This window comes from Cognatiyoonia sp. IB215182 (genome assembly GCF_033963905.1).
Classification (GTDB): domain Bacteria; phylum Pseudomonadota; class Alphaproteobacteria; order Rhodobacterales; family Rhodobacteraceae; genus Yoonia.
Map to the genome: position 1 here is coordinate 204457 of NZ_JAXBMB010000003.1, position 13690 is coordinate 218146.

Sequence of the window (13690 nt, forward strand, 5' to 3'; positions counted from 1 at the left end):
GATGCTTTTCGGGCTTGCTCCTTCACCCAATATCGTTATGAAGGCCTGCAGTCGGGCTATGGCGCAGCCTGGTAGCGCGTCCGTCTGGGGGACGGAAGGTCGCAGGTTCAAGTCCTGCTAGCCCGACCAATAATAACCGCCCGCTTGTGCGTCTGCGCAGCGGGCGTTGTGCTGTCTGGAGGGGGCGGTTGATGATGAAAAGCGGCGTGCAGGCCGATCACCAGATCAAAGCGATGATCGCAGATGGCGCGATCTCAGCGCAGGAAGAGATCACCCCCGCGCAAATCCAACCCGCGTCGCTCGATCTGCGATTGGGGGACGTGGCTTACCGGGTGCGCGCGTCGTTTCTTGCAGGCCGGTCGCGCACTGTTGCCGCCCGGTTGGCTGATTTCCAGATGCATTCGATTGATCTGACCAAGGGCGCGGTGCTGGAAAAGGGGTGCGTCTATGTCGTCCCGCTGATGGAAAACCTCAATCTTCCCAACGGCATGACCGCCGCAGCCAGCGCCAAATCCTCCATCGGACGGTTGGATCTTTTGACCCGCATCATCACCGATCACGGGATTGAATTCGACCGCGTGCCAGAGGGCTACCAGGGCCCGCTTTACGTGGAAATCTGCCCGCGCTCTTTTTCCGTCGTGGCCCAGACGGGCCAGATGCTGAATCAGATCATCTTTCGCCAGGGCAAAACGTTCATGTCCGATGACGCCCTGCGCGCCTTGCACGCCGAAAGCCCCATCGTCTCGGGCGATCCGGTGATCTCAGACGGTTTGGGCTTTTCCGTCGATCTGCGCCCGGAAGACGGCAACCTTGTCGGATACCGTGCGAAGCCGCATACCGGCGTCATCGATCTGTCGAAACTGAACCACTACGACCCGGCAGAGTTCTGGGAGCCTGTCCATACCGATGACGGCTGGATCATCCTCGACCCCGGCGCGTTCTACATCCTCGTCAGCCGCGAGGCGATTGTGATCCCACCCATGCAGGCCGCCGAAATGGCTCCCTATCTGGCGATGGTCGGCGAATTCCGTGTCCATTATGCGGGCTTCTTTGACCCCGGTTTTGGATACGCCGCTGCGGGTGGTGCCGGCTCACGCGGTGTTTTGGAGGTGCGCTGCCACGAAGCCCCGTTTGTGCTGGAACATGGGCAGGTCGTGGGCCGGTTGGTCTATGAGAACATGGCTGCGCTGCCAGAGGCGCTTTACGGGCGTGAGATCAAATCGAACTATCAGGGGCAGGGTTTGAAACTCTCTAAACACTTCAAGTCCTCGCCGCGCCCCCGCTAAAACTCTTAGTAGCCCAAATCACTTAATCGATGCTTGCCACTGATGATCTTCATGAACGTCAGATAGTTAGTCGGGATCGGCTTGTTAAACTGCAAATCCTTCATCGGATCACGCCGGTGCCCCATCAGTTTGTTCAGCAGCAATCGTTCATTCACGTTTGGATAGACAGCAACTGACATCAGTTCGTGCCCGTCAATCGTTGCATCGTCTTCGTCCGCGATGGTTTCAATCACCACTCGGTCATAGATGCCGCTTGGATGCTTGCCGGGACCGCCCCTGAGAATGTCCTTCTCAACCAGAGTCGCACCATCTGCACCGAACGTCATGATATCCATCGCATCATCGGTATCACCGAAGACCATGACCGTCTGTGCACGCGGGCTTTGATGGATCCACCGGCTAGGAAGTGGCGGTGCGATTGGCGCCACCTCCTGTACTGGATAAAGGGTGGCGCGGCGCAGAAACTGCCGCGTTACGGGGTTGATATACATCAGCCGTTCAGCGCTGAGCAGACAGCCATCCCAGCGGTTGTCCTGTGAAAACAAATCGAAAAACGCGATGTAGGGGGAATGTAGACTTTGTGCTAAGGCAAAGCTGCCATCGCGCAACGCTATCGAGAATGCCTTAGGCCGCGCCCAGGAAAATCTCTTTATTTGCGACGTCATTTTTTGCCGAGTTCCGCTATCACAAACGTATCTTTAACGGCTTAGCGCTCGGACCCATTGCGGCTATCGTCACGCGATTGCCACGGCGATGTCGGCGCGTCCTGCTTTGCGTTGGCAGATGGCTGACCGCGACGCCCCATCATCTTAACACCGCGGTTCATGCCTGCGTTGATACCGCGCCGCATGACCATACGAATGACCATATTCAGAAGCTGGTTCATATTCATGGCACGACCCTTACTGCGATAACTTTATAGATAGTCGGTCGCTATCATTCTTCAAACATCTCGGCCTGATTATCGTCGTCATCCGCATCTTCGCCATCGGCGAGCGTCGCCGCGCCAGGCGGCGGTCGGTTTTCCAAAAGCCCCGCGGCGCGCAATTCCTTGAGACCCGGCAGATCACGCGCATTCTCTAGGCCGAAATGATCAAGAAATCCTTGCGTGACAACGAATGTCACGGGGCGGCCCGGCGTCATCTTGCGGCGCCCGAAGCGGATCCATTCCATCTCGATCAGCTGATCAATCGTCCCGCGGCTGACGCTGACGCCGCGGATTTCCTCGATCTCGGCGCGGGTGACAGGCTGGTGATAGGCGATGATGGCCAGCGTTTCGATGGCTGCGCGGCTGAGCTTGCGGGTCTCGACCGTTTCCTTTTGCATCAGAAAGCCCAGATCGGGGGCGGTGCGGATGGCCCAGGCATCGCCCACCTTCACCACGTTCACCCCCCTGCCCTCATAGCGTTTGCGCAAATGCACAATCGCCTCTGCCGGGTCGCAGCCATGGGGCATGCGCCCGACAAGTTCCGTGATGCTGACGGGATCAGCCGTGGCGAAAAGAATGGCCTCAACCATCCTTTCCTGCTCTCCCATGGGCGGGGCCTCGAACAGGCTGTCGTTTTCGGGCTTACTCATCTTTCGGGGCTTTCTTGCGGATCTGAATGGGCGCGAAGGTCTCGCCCTGCCGGATTTCGATCTTGCCTTCCTTGGCCAGTTCCAACGACGCGGCAAAGGTCGCTGCCGTGGTTGAGCGGACGCGCTGCGGATCCACATTCCAGCCATCGGGCAGATAGCTGGAAATATCCGTCCAGTCACCGGCAAAACCGATCAGATGGCGCATGCGTTCCAGCGCCTGTTCCATGGTCATGACATGCTGGCGGTCCATCACGAAGGGGCGGAAATCATCGCGCGTGCGGATACGCGCATAGCCTTGCATCAGGTCGAGCAGCGTCGCGGTGTAAGTGACCTTGCGAACCCGCTGGACGTCTTCGGTGATCCCGCGCGCAAAGAAATCACGCCCCAGCTGGTCGCGCGCCATCAGTTTCGCGGCGGCCTCACGCATCGCCTGCAGGCGTTCGAGTTGGAAGGCGAGATGTGCCGCGAGCTCTTCACCGGTTGGCCCCTCTTCCGCCGGATCGGGCGGCAGTAGAAGGCGGGATTTCAGGAAGGCGAGCCAGGCCGCCATCACCAGATAATCGGCGGCCAATTCGAGGCGCAGTTGCTTGGCCTTTTCGACAAAGGCAAGATATTGCTCGGCCAGTGCCAGGATCGAGATCTGACGCAGATCGACCTTTTGCGTCCGCGACAGGGTCAAGAGCAGGTCAAGCGGCCCCTCAAAGGCGCCGACATCCACGATCAGGGCCTCGGCGGCCATGCGCTCGGTCACGCTGATCGTGTCTTCCTGAAACTCGTCGCCCTGCATGCGCCCTCAATCCAATAGCGCTGCAAATTCCGCTTCTAGCATTGGGATGTCAATGTCATCAGGGGTTTTTCGCTGCGCAAGCGCGCGATTTGCGCGGGTCTTGGCCTGCGCGGTCATCTCGCCCGCGGCTTCCGCCACAGCCTGCATCTCATCCGGCTTGCCATTGCAATGCAGGATGATGTCACAGCCCGCTTTGATTGATGCTGCGGCGCGTTCTGCGACCGTTCCCGACAAAGCCTCCATCGACAGATCGTCCGTCATGATCAGCCCGTCAAAGCCGATATCCTGCCGGATAACCTGCATCATTTTGGCGGAGGTCGTGGCGGGTTGATCAGGATCAATCGTGCTGAAGACGATATGGGCCGTCATGCCCATCGCGATGTCATTCAAGGCCCGGAATGGCGCGAAATCATGCGCGTCAAGTGCGGCCCGGTCCGCATCAACGCGAGGCAAGTCCGTGTGGCTATCCACGGCCGCGCGCCCATAGCCGGGAATGTGTTTCAGGACCGGCAAGATGCCCCCTACCAGATGCGCCTCTGCACAAATGCGCGCGGCCTCGACCACGGTCGCGATATCGCCGCCGTAGAGCCTGTTGCGCAGCACCGGATGAGTGGCGTCCTCGACAAGGTCGGCCAAGGGCGCGCAATTTACGTCGATCCCAACCGCATGCAGTTCCGCCGCGATCAGCCGGTTGCGGATCCACTGGGCGCGCATCGGATCAGTGGCGCGCCGCATCTGGTCGAGCGCGGGCAGATATTCGCGCCAATGCGGCTCGCGCATGCGCTGCACGCGGCCGCCTTCCTGATCAATCAGGATCGGCGCGTGTCGTCCAACGCTTTCACGCAAATCATTGGTTAGACGGCGGAGCTGGTCAGGGTTCTCGATATTGCGCGCAAAGAGGATGAAGCCAAGCGGGTCGGCATCGCGAAAAAAGTCGCGTTCCCATGGGGTGACCTCAGGCCCTTCAGGTCCGAAAATCGCGGCCGTGTTCGGCACTTAGTCAACCACAACAGCGATACACTCGGCCCCTTCGGCAGAGAGAGCGGCACAGAAGCGCCGCGCCTCGGCCCTGTCGGCAAAGCCGCTGGCGCGCAAACGGTACCATGTATTGCTGGATTGGTTGCTGACCTGAATGACGCGGTCATGGCCCGTCATCAACTCTGCAAACCGACCCTCTAAGCGGTTCCATTCCTGTGCAGCGAGGCTGGGTGAGGTGAAGGCGCCAAGCTGCACCAGATTGGTGCCGGCCGCGAAAGACGTTGTTGTGACGGCAACTTCGCTATTGTTTGTGGCCCCTGCCGGGGCAGCAGGCGCGGTCGTAACCTGCAAGCTGGTAGGCCGGATCAGCGGGCGCAGCGAGACGGAGACGCCGGGCACCGACGCCGGGATGACGGCGACGGCGGGTACGGCTTCCGCCTCTGCAACCTCAGCTGCGATTTGCTCGACAATGGCCAACACATCATCGGTCGTGGTTTCTTCGCTGCTCTCGGCCACGGGTTGCGCGGGTGCCGCGATATCGGTGCTTAGGCTTGCTGGCACGATCTCCGCCACCTCGGCTTGCGGCTGCGCCTCCAGATCTTCCTGCGCCAGTCCAGCCGTGCGCGGCGCCAGGACCAGCCGGTCTTCGGGACCGCCCGCCTCGCCAACAGCCGCCACTTCATTCACGGCCAGCCCCGTATGCAATGCAACGGCACCGCCCGGATTGTCCGGCAGCACCCGCATTTCGCCTTCCATCGCGCGCACAACAGGGATGCCGCTGACATCGCGCATGATCAGCTTGTAGCCCCAAAAGGCCACGCCAATGATCATGGCAAGCGATAGTGCCGCCCCTGCATAATTTGCGAAAACACTTGCGCGACCTGCGCCGTCCGACGGGGCAAACCCCTCATCATAAACTGCCATCTCTGCCTCACTGCCCGTGCCGTTTTGGCTTAATGGGTCATTTCACCAGCTCGATCCGGCAGTTCGTGCGTTAACGCATCTCTTCCACCGGAACGACGCCAAGAATACCAAGACCGTGCGAAATAACAATCGCTACGGCCCTGATGAGGGCAATTTTCGCCTGTGTGGTATCTGAGTCACCCTCTTGGACAAAGCGCAAGGCGGGATCGTCGTTGCCCTTGTTGTAGAGTGCATGAAAATCCGAGGCGAGATCATAGAGGTAAAAGGCGATCCGGTGGGGCTCATGACCCTTCGCTGCGATCTCAACCAGACGCGGCCATTCGGCGAGCTTTTTGATCAGTGTCAGTTCGGCTTCGTCGGTCAGACCAGACAAGTCAACACTCGCCAAGGTCGCGTCATCGACGGTGGCAAATGCAGAGGCCTTGCCCACGGCCGAGTTCACGCGGGCATAAGCATAGTTGACGTAGAAGACCGGATTGTCCTTCGACTGCTCCAGCACTTTGTCGAAATCGAAATCGAGCGGCGCATCGTTCTTGCGGGTCAGCATGTGGAACCGGGTCACGTTGGCACCGACCTGATCGACCACATCGCGCAGGGTCACGAATGTCCCTGCCCGCTTCGACATCTTGAAGGGCTCACCGTTCTTATAAAGCTTCACAAGCTGTGTCAGTTTGATGTCGAGCGGTACTTTGCCGTCTGAAAGTGCCGCAACAGCGGCCTTCATACGTTTGACATAGCCGCCGTGGTCCGCGCCAAAAACGTCAATCAGCTGGTCAAAACCGCGTTCGACCTTGTCGTAATGATAGGCGATATCCGGGGCGAAATAGGTCCATGACCCGTCTGATTTCTGCACCGGACGATCAACATCATCACCATGAGCGGTTGACCGGAAAAGCGTCTGCTCGCGCGGCTCCCAATCCTCGGGCACTTTGCCTTTTGGCGGCTCAAGCACGCCGCGATAGATCAGGCCCTTTTCATCAAGCGTCTCAATCGCCTTTTCGATCAGGCCAGTGCCATAAAGCGACTTCTCCGAAAAGAAGCTGTCCATGGTCACGCCAAGCTGCGCAAGGTCCTCGCGGATCAGGTCCATCATGGCGTCAGTGGCAAATTCCCGGATCTCTTCCAGCCAGTATTGCTCGCCTTTGTCGATGAACTGATCGCCCACCTTGTCTTTGAGCGCCTGGCCCACCGGGATCAGATAATCACCCGGATAGGTGCCGTCGGGAAAGGCAACCTCCTGCCCATGCGCCTCCAGATAGCGCAGATAGACCGACCGCGCGAGCACATCGACCTGCGCGCCGCCGTCGTTGATGTAGTATTCCTTGGTGACGTCAAAGCCCGCATAGCCCAGAAGCCGGGCCAAGGCGTCGCCAAAGACAGCACCCCGCGTATGACCCACATGCAGCGGCCCCGTCGGGTTGGCCGAGACATACTCGACCATCATTTTCTGGCCCTGCCCCAACGTAGATTTTCCGAAGTCGGGATCGCTGAGTGCGGCTTTGATAACCCCCTGCCAGACATCCGGCACCAGCCGCATATTCAGGAAACCCGGCCCCGCCACCTCGGCCACGGCGATCTGCGAATCGGCCTGAAGATGCTCGGCCAGCTTCTCTGCAATGTCGCGCGGTTTCATCTTTGCTGGCTTGGCCAGCACCATCGCGGCATTCGTGGCCATATCCCCATGTGCGGCATCGCGCGGTGGCTCGACCGTAATCGCGGCGGTCGACAGACTCTCAGGCAAGGTGCCATCAGCGACCATCCGGTCAAGACAGGCCAGAACACGGGTGCGGATATCAGCAAAAAGGTTCATTTGACGATCCAAAATCAGGTGTTTGGGCGGTGTATCACCCAGATGGCGCAGGGCAAGCAGACTTTTGAGAAAAAGTCTGCAACCAAATCCTGACCCAGGATTTGGGTCCAATTTCTTTGCAAAGAAATTGCCCCTCCGGCAGTGTTCGATCAACTCGCGTCAATCACACCCGCCGGGATGTCAGCGCCACCGATCAGGCGCTTGTGTTGTTGAATGGCAAAGCGATCCGTCATGCCCGCGATGTAATCGGCAACAATCCGGGCGAGCGCAGTTTCGTCCGGAGCTTCAGCCACATCCTTGCGCCATTGCTTGGGTAATTCATGCGTGTTTTCGAGGAAGAACGGGAACAGCTCATTGATGATCTGAGTCACGACATCGCGCATGCTCACTACCGCAGGGGCGCGGTACATGCGTCTAAACAGAAAATCGCGGATGACCTTCAGATCGGCCCAGAGATCAGGCGAGAACTGGACAACCATCCGCCCCGCATCACGCACATCTTGCGCCGAGGACGGCGCAAGGTCCGCGAGGTTCTGACGGCTGACGGTGATCACGTCCTCAACCAGCACCCCAAAGAACCGGCGCAACGCCTCGTGCCGGCGGCGATAGTAGTTGAGCCCTGGATACTTCGCATCAACGCGCGCAAAACAATCCTGCAGCACGGGCAATTCGGCGAGTTCATCGGTGCTGAACAATTCAGCCCGCAACCCGTCATGCAGATCGTGGTTGTTATAGGCGATGTCGTCGGCCAAGGCCGCCGCCTGTGCCTCAGCACTGGCATGGGTGTGCAGTTCCAGATCGTGCCGCGCGTTGTAGGCCGCCAAGGCGTAGGGAACGTCGCCCGTCACAGGGCCGTTGTGCTTGGCAATCCCTTCGAGGCTTTCCCAGGTCAGGTTCAGCCCGTCCCACTCCGCATAGTGCCGCTCCAGATTGGTCACGATATGCAGGGCCTGCGCATTGTGATCGAACCCGCCATAGGGCTGCATCAGTGCATTCAGCGCTTCCTCGCCGGTATGGCCAAATGGGGGGTGACCCAGATCGTGGGCCAGCGCTACCGCCTCTGTCAGCTCGACATTCAGATCCAAGGCCGCCGCCACTGTGCGCGCGACCTGTGCCACCTCAATCGAATGGGTCAGGCGCGTGCGAAAATAATCGCCCTCATGTTCGATAAAGACCTGCGTCTTATGCTTGAGCCGCCGAAAGGCGCTTGCATGGATGATCCTGTCGCGATCCCGTTGAAAAGGCGAGCGAAAGGTGCTTTCCTCTTCAGCATAAAGGCGGCCCCGCGGGTGCGCGGGGTCCGTCGCATATGGCGCTGCCATGATGTTTGCCTGTCTTGTCCGTCTTGCCTGGGGCCCTTATATTGCAACCAACCGCGAACCGATAGGGCCGTTAACATGCTGACACTCCCACCAAAAGTGACCGAACGCGCCTTTGAACGCCTGGCTGAGATCGGCGCATCAGCGCAAGGCAAGGCGCTGCGCATTGCCGTGGAAGGCGGCGGATGTTCGGGATTTCAGTACGAGATTGACCTCGATGAACCCAAGGATGATGACCTAGTCCTGTCTAACAAGGGTGAGACGGTCGTGATCGACAGCATCTCCCTGCCCTTTCTGACGGATGCGGTTATTGATTTCTCCGAAGAGTTGATCGGCGCGCGCTTTGTCATCAACAATCCCAATGCCACATCATCCTGTGGCTGCGGCACGTCCTTCTCGATGTAATGCCCAACAATGAAAAGCTCGCCGCGCTGATCCTTGATCAGATCAGCGGCGAACACCGCTTGCCTGTCGATGAGGCCGAATTTGTGGGTTTGCTGCAAGAGGCTCTGCAGGATGGCGCATCGCGGCTTGATCTGCGCGACAGGTTGGTGGTGGGGGCCCGCGACAGCAACGCCGTGACGCTCACCGATATCGTTGAGGTCATGAGCCAGAGCCTCGCCGACGAAATCCGCGATCTGAACGAGGATGCCGCGCGCATGGAAAGCGATCTGGTGCCCAGCCGCTTGGCGCTTGGCAGTATGATCGGTGTGGTCCTCGGGACCGGCGTGACGCTCTTTATCGGCGAAAGCGACGCGATGACATCTGCCGTTCTGGTTTCGGTGTTAAGCGTGGCGGTCACTGCCATCACGCTCTTTCGCAGGCGCGTTTTTCGTAAGATTTCGAGCTTACGGATTCAGCGTGCGAATTACGAGAATTTCAAAGCGCTTTTGCAGGGCCTTCAATAATGTATCAATATGAACTATATAGGTTGTGCAGCAGTTGAGAGGCGACCGATGCAGGAGATGATGACAGTCACACCCGTCGAATGGGCCTTGATTGGCCTTGCGGGGCTTGCCGTGGTCCATACGGTCTTCACCTGCATGCAATTGCGCAAAGATATGGTGAAGGCTGACAGCCGCCCCGCTTTTCGGGGTTTGACGGCGGCACTCTCTGACGTGCCAAAGCGCGCACAGCTGAAAGCTTCAAAAAACTGAGCGCCGCGCCTTGCGCGCGCGTGGCCCGTCATTCAAAACTGCCTCATTGATCAGGGGGCGGCCATGAAGATTGCGACTTTCAACATCAACGGCATCAAGGCCCGCATTGGCGCATTGACCGCGTGGATTGACGACGCGCAGCCCGATGTCGCGATCCTACAAGAGATCAAGACGGTTGATGAGGGCTTCCCTCGCGAGATTTTTGAGGACAAGGGGTACAACGTTGAAACCCATGGGCAAAAGGGCTTCAACGGGGTCGCGATCTTGTCAAAGCTGCGGCTGGAGGATGTCACGCGCGGGCTACCCGGCGGGGAAGGCACAGGGCGCGATGGCGCTGATGATGAAGAGGCGCGGTATATTGAGGCGACCGTGATCGGTGAAAAAACGATCCGCATTTGCGGGCTCTATTTGCCGAACGGAAACCCGGCGCCGGGGCCGAAATACGACTACAAGCTGCGCTGGATGGAGCGGCTGCGGGCACGCGCGGCAGAACTCCTGAACCTTGAAGAACCGGCCCTAATGGCCGGAGACTACAACATTATTCCCCAGGCTGAGGATGCGGCGCGACCTGACGCGTGGCGCGAAGACGCGCTTTTTCGCCTTGAAAGCAGGAACGCGTTTCGCCGTCTTCAGAATCTTGGTCTGACCGAAGCCTTTCGCGCGCGCGAGACCGGCGCAGGCCATTATTCGTTCTGGGACTATCAGGCCGGCGCATGGGACAAAAATGATGGCATCCGCATTGATCACTTCCTGCTCACCCCGCAATGCGCCGATCTTTTGAACAATTGCTGGATCGAAGCAGATGTGCGCGGTCGCGAAAAGCCATCTGACCACGTGCCCGTCTGGGTTGACCTGGCGGCATAAGCTGCAGTATCCCCACAACAACAATAACCGGGCAGTGATGGTAACGCGAAGGAGCGATCTAATGCTCGGCAGATTGGTGATTATTGCGGTTTTGGCCGCGTCTTTCCCATCATTGTCATTGGCCCAATGCCGCATTGCCGTGGCAGGAACCGCCTGTGTCGCAATCCCGAAATCCGCTGCTCCCCGCCCCGGCCCTGTTGAAATCGGGGAAGTTCTGGAGCGCGGCGAATACTCCATGCTGATGAACGCGACATATTATGGTCTGCCCCGTGTGAGCGATGGCTGGGTCTATATGCGCATCGAAAACGACATCTACCGCGTCGATTGGCGCAGTCACAAAGTGTTGGAACGTGTGACGCATCAGGCCAGCCGCAACTGGCGCTAACTCACGCCGTCACATCATAATCATAAAGCCAACTAAGCCGCCTGAGGAAAGCATCTGGCGCAAGCCGGCCCATGCCGCGCAAGGCCGTGTGCGCCACCCGGCGTTGTATACCCTTCAGGTGATAATTACGCGCATTGGCATTCGCCACGCGGATGGCGCGGGTGACGCGGGCACGTCGTTTCGTCTGATAGGCCTGTAAGGCATCCTCAATTGACGCATTTTCATTGCAGCACCGGGCCAGAACATAGGCATCCTCAATCGCCAGATTGGCCCCCTGTGCCAGAAATGGCAGAGTTGGATGTGCTGCATCACCAAGGATCGCAACAGGCCCGGCATGCCAGTTCTGCGCCACCTCATGGCGGAACAGGCCCCAGAGCTTCACCTCCTCGACCTCGCCGAGGATCCCCTTGATCTCCCAACAGGTATCGGCAAAGGCGGCGCGCAGATTGCCGGGCTCATCCGGGTGGTGCCACCCCTCTTCAGCCCATTGCTGCCGCGCTTGCACGGCAACGATGTTGAGCCTGCCATTTTGCAGCGGATAGGTCACCATATGCCGACCCGGCGCCATCCAGATGCGTGCGACAGGATCAGCATCCGGTCTTGTGATCATGGCGCGCCAGGCAACCTGACCGGTAAAAAAGGCCTCGGTGGGCCGACCAATGGTCTGACGGACCTGCGATTTGACGCCATCAGCTCCTATCGTCAGTTGAGGTTTGACCACAGCGCTGCCCGCCTCAAACGACCCATCTGCGCTGACCCCAGAAACGGTCGTGTCCAGCACGACCTTCACCCCTTGCGCGGCACAGGCCCGGGCCAGAAGATCAATCAATGCAGCGCGATGCAAAAACCGGTAAGGCGGGTTATGGGTAGAGAGGTCAAACCGTGCAACCTCATCTCCCGTCAGCGCATCCATCGGCACAACAGCCTGCGCCACCAGACCGGAAGCGGCAAGCGCCGGCCCCAAATCCAGATCAATCAGGGCTCGCGCACCATTCGGTGTGATTTGCAACCCAGCACCAACCTCGGTCAGCGCGGGTGCCTGTTCATAGACGGTGACTTTTGCGTCCTGCCGGGCAAAGGCGAGAGCCGCCGTCAAGCCGCCAATCCCGCCGCCGATGATAGCAACGTCGCGGCCTGCGTTATGCCCCGGACTAGTCGTCGCGATGGACTTTCTCGCGGCGCTCGTGACGCTCTTGCGCCTCAAGGCTCATCGTGGCGATAGGGCGCGCATCAAGGCGTTTGAGTGAAATCGGCTCACCCGTCATCTCGCAATAGCCGTATTCGCCCTCATCAATGCGGCGCAGCGCTGCATCGATCTTGCTGACCAGCTTGCGCTGACGATCACGAGTGCGCAATTCCAGCGCGCGATCTGTTTCCTCGGACGCGCGATCGGCAACATCAGGGATGTTACGGGTCTGGTCCTTCATGCCTGCGACCGTGTCGCGGCTGTCTTCCAAAAGCTCGGCTTTCCAGTTCAACAATTTGCGGCGGAAATATTCGGTCTGGCGTTCATTCATGAACGGTTCGTTGTCTGCGGGGCGATAGTCTTCTGGCAGAAATACTTCGGCTTTCATAGTCATACCCTTTATCCCTTATGCACACCGGTCCAGCCCCCACTGTGCCTTGGTCCTGTATTTTGGGGCGGGTGTACTCCCTTGTCCCAGCACTGTCACCCCCTCTTTTTGCTCTCGTCGCGAGGTGTTGATGATTGACAAATGCCTGCTAGGTTGCCGGGTAAATAAAGAGGTTTCGAGCATGCAATTTACCGGCACTGACAGCTATGTTGCGACGGAAGATCTGACCATGGCGGTCAATGCGGCGGTCACGCTGGAGCGGCCATTGCTGGTCAAGGGCGAGCCCGGGACAGGCAAGACCGAACTGGCCCGCCAGGTCAGCGCCGCGTTGGGTCTGCCGATGATCGAATGGCATATCAAATCGACGACAAAGGCGCAGCAGGGCCTTTACGAATATGACGCGGTCAGCCGGTTGCGCGACAGCCAGTTAGGTGACGAACGCGTTCATGATGTGGCCAATTACATCAAACAGGGCAAGCTGTGGCAGGCCTTTGCCGCAGACGGCAAGGTGGTGCTGCTGATTGATGAGATCGACAAGGCCGACATCGAGTTTCCGAACGATTTGTTGCAGGAACTCGACCGGATGGAGTTTCACGTCTATGAAACCGGAGAGACGGTCAAAGCACAGCACCGCCCCATCGTGATCATCACCTCCAACAATGAAAAAGAACTGCCCGATGCCTTTCTGCGCCGCTGCTTTTTCCACTACATCCGCTTTCCCGACGCGGAAACGATGCGCCAGATTGTCGAAGTGCATCATCCGGGGATCAAAGCCGCGCTGCTGACCGCGGCACTCACGCAATTTTATGAGATCCGCGAAACGGCGGGGCTGAAGAAGAAGCCGTCGACCTCGGAGGTGCTGGATTGGCTCAAACTGCTTCTGGCCGAGGATCTGAACGCCGAGGACCTCAAGCGCGGTGGCGCAAATGCGCTGCCCAAGCTGCACGGCGCGCTTCTGAAAAACGAACAGGACGTGCATCTGTTCGAGCGGCTGGCTTTTATGGCGCGGTCGGGGCGATAAGCCACAG

The 13690-nt window shown here is 58.9% G+C and carries 17 protein-coding genes and 1 tRNA gene; 8 read left to right on the forward strand and 10 right to left on the reverse strand.

Annotation, left to right across the window (positions count from 1 at the left end; all coding sequences use genetic code 11):
- The first annotated feature begins 52 nt into the window (after positions 1-52).
- Both SLH47_RS07195 and SLH47_RS07200 read left to right on the forward strand, forming a co-directional pair.
- Positions 53-129 (forward strand) — tRNA-Pro (locus SLH47_RS07195).
- 65 nt (positions 130-194) lie between these two features.
- Complete coding sequence (locus tag SLH47_RS07200) at positions 195-1286, forward strand: 2'-deoxycytidine 5'-triphosphate deaminase (RefSeq protein WP_320239086.1); 1092 nt, start codon at positions 195-197, stop codon at positions 1284-1286.
- A gap of 5 nt (positions 1287-1291) precedes the next feature.
- On the opposite strand, the gene SLH47_RS07205 is transcribed toward SLH47_RS07200, so the two are convergent.
- From SLH47_RS07205 to SLH47_RS07240, 8 genes are all read right to left on the reverse strand, one after another.
- Entirely contained in the window at positions 1292-1894 is a 603-nt protein-coding gene (locus tag SLH47_RS07205) for a hypothetical protein (RefSeq protein WP_320238793.1), read from the reverse strand.
- Positions 1895-1992: 98 nt separating this feature from the next.
- Positions 1993-2178 carry a hypothetical protein gene (locus SLH47_RS07210; protein ID WP_320238794.1) on the reverse strand — a complete coding sequence of 62 codons (186 nt, stop codon included), beginning with the start codon at positions 2176-2178 and terminating at the stop codon, positions 1993-1995.
- A gap of 44 nt (positions 2179-2222) precedes the next feature.
- On the reverse strand, positions 2223-2864 hold the full coding sequence (gene scpB / locus SLH47_RS07215; RefSeq protein ID WP_320238795.1) for an SMC-Scp complex subunit ScpB: 642 nt from the start codon (positions 2862-2864) through the stop codon (positions 2223-2225).
- Complete coding sequence (locus tag SLH47_RS07220) at positions 2857-3651, reverse strand: ScpA family protein (RefSeq protein WP_320238796.1); 795 nt, start codon at positions 3649-3651, stop codon at positions 2857-2859. The genes scpB and SLH47_RS07220 overlap by 8 nt, the downstream gene beginning before the upstream one ends.
- A gap of 6 nt (positions 3652-3657) precedes the next feature.
- Entirely contained in the window at positions 3658-4647 is a 990-nt protein-coding gene (gene nagZ / locus SLH47_RS07225) for a beta-N-acetylhexosaminidase (protein ID WP_320238797.1), read from the reverse strand.
- Positions 4648-5553 (reverse strand): SPOR domain-containing protein, encoded by a 906-nt coding sequence (locus SLH47_RS07230; RefSeq protein WP_320238798.1) that lies wholly within the window; start codon positions 5551-5553, stop codon positions 4648-4650. It lies immediately after the preceding gene.
- Between the two features lie 70 nt (positions 5554-5623).
- Positions 5624-7363, reverse strand: a complete 1740-nt coding sequence (gene argS, locus SLH47_RS07235; protein WP_320238799.1) for an arginine--tRNA ligase — start codon at positions 7361-7363, stop codon at positions 5624-5626.
- A 149-nt stretch (positions 7364-7512) separates the two neighbouring features.
- Positions 7513-8685, reverse strand: coding sequence for a deoxyguanosinetriphosphate triphosphohydrolase (locus SLH47_RS07240; protein ID WP_320238800.1), 1173 nt, complete (start codon positions 8683-8685; stop codon positions 7513-7515).
- Between the two features lie 78 nt (positions 8686-8763).
- Between SLH47_RS07240 and SLH47_RS07245 the strand changes: the two genes are divergently transcribed.
- The 5 genes from SLH47_RS07245 (at position 8764) to SLH47_RS07265 (ending at position 11088) form a co-directional block, all read left to right on the forward strand.
- Positions 8764-9087, forward strand: coding sequence for an iron-sulfur cluster assembly accessory protein (locus SLH47_RS07245; protein WP_320239087.1), 324 nt, complete (start codon positions 8764-8766; stop codon positions 9085-9087).
- Complete coding sequence (locus tag SLH47_RS07250) at positions 9087-9590, forward strand: hypothetical protein (RefSeq protein WP_320238801.1); 504 nt, start codon at positions 9087-9089, stop codon at positions 9588-9590. Before SLH47_RS07245 ends, SLH47_RS07250 begins: the two co-directional genes overlap by 1 nt.
- Before the next feature lie 60 nt (positions 9591-9650).
- Positions 9651-9839, forward strand: coding sequence for a hypothetical protein (locus tag SLH47_RS07255; protein ID WP_320238802.1), 189 nt, complete (start codon positions 9651-9653; stop codon positions 9837-9839).
- 63 nt (positions 9840-9902) lie between these two features.
- On the forward strand, positions 9903-10703 hold the full coding sequence (gene xth / locus SLH47_RS07260; protein ID WP_320238803.1) for an exodeoxyribonuclease III: 801 nt from the start codon (positions 9903-9905) through the stop codon (positions 10701-10703).
- 61 nt (positions 10704-10764) lie between these two features.
- Positions 10765-11088 (forward strand): hypothetical protein, encoded by a 324-nt coding sequence (locus SLH47_RS07265; protein ID WP_320238804.1) that lies wholly within the window; start codon positions 10765-10767, stop codon positions 11086-11088.
- A gap of 1 nt (position 11089) precedes the next feature.
- Here SLH47_RS07265 and SLH47_RS07270 read toward each other — a convergent pair whose 3' ends face one another.
- Both SLH47_RS07270 and dksA read right to left on the reverse strand, forming a co-directional pair.
- A complete protein-coding gene (locus tag SLH47_RS07270) occupies positions 11090-12292 on the reverse strand; it encodes an FAD-dependent monooxygenase (RefSeq protein WP_320238805.1) in 1203 nt (400 codons plus the stop codon).
- Complete coding sequence (gene dksA / locus SLH47_RS07275; RefSeq protein WP_320239088.1) at positions 12240-12662, reverse strand: RNA polymerase-binding protein DksA; 423 nt, start codon at positions 12660-12662, stop codon at positions 12240-12242. Before dksA ends, SLH47_RS07270 begins: the two co-directional genes overlap by 53 nt.
- A gap of 181 nt (positions 12663-12843) precedes the next feature.
- Between dksA and SLH47_RS07280 the strand changes: the two genes are divergently transcribed.
- The gene (locus tag SLH47_RS07280) at positions 12844-13683 is read left to right on the forward strand and encodes a MoxR family ATPase (protein WP_320238806.1); all 840 of its coding nucleotides are present in this window, start codon (positions 12844-12846) and stop codon (positions 13681-13683) included.
- Positions 13684-13690 lie beyond the last annotated feature (7 nt).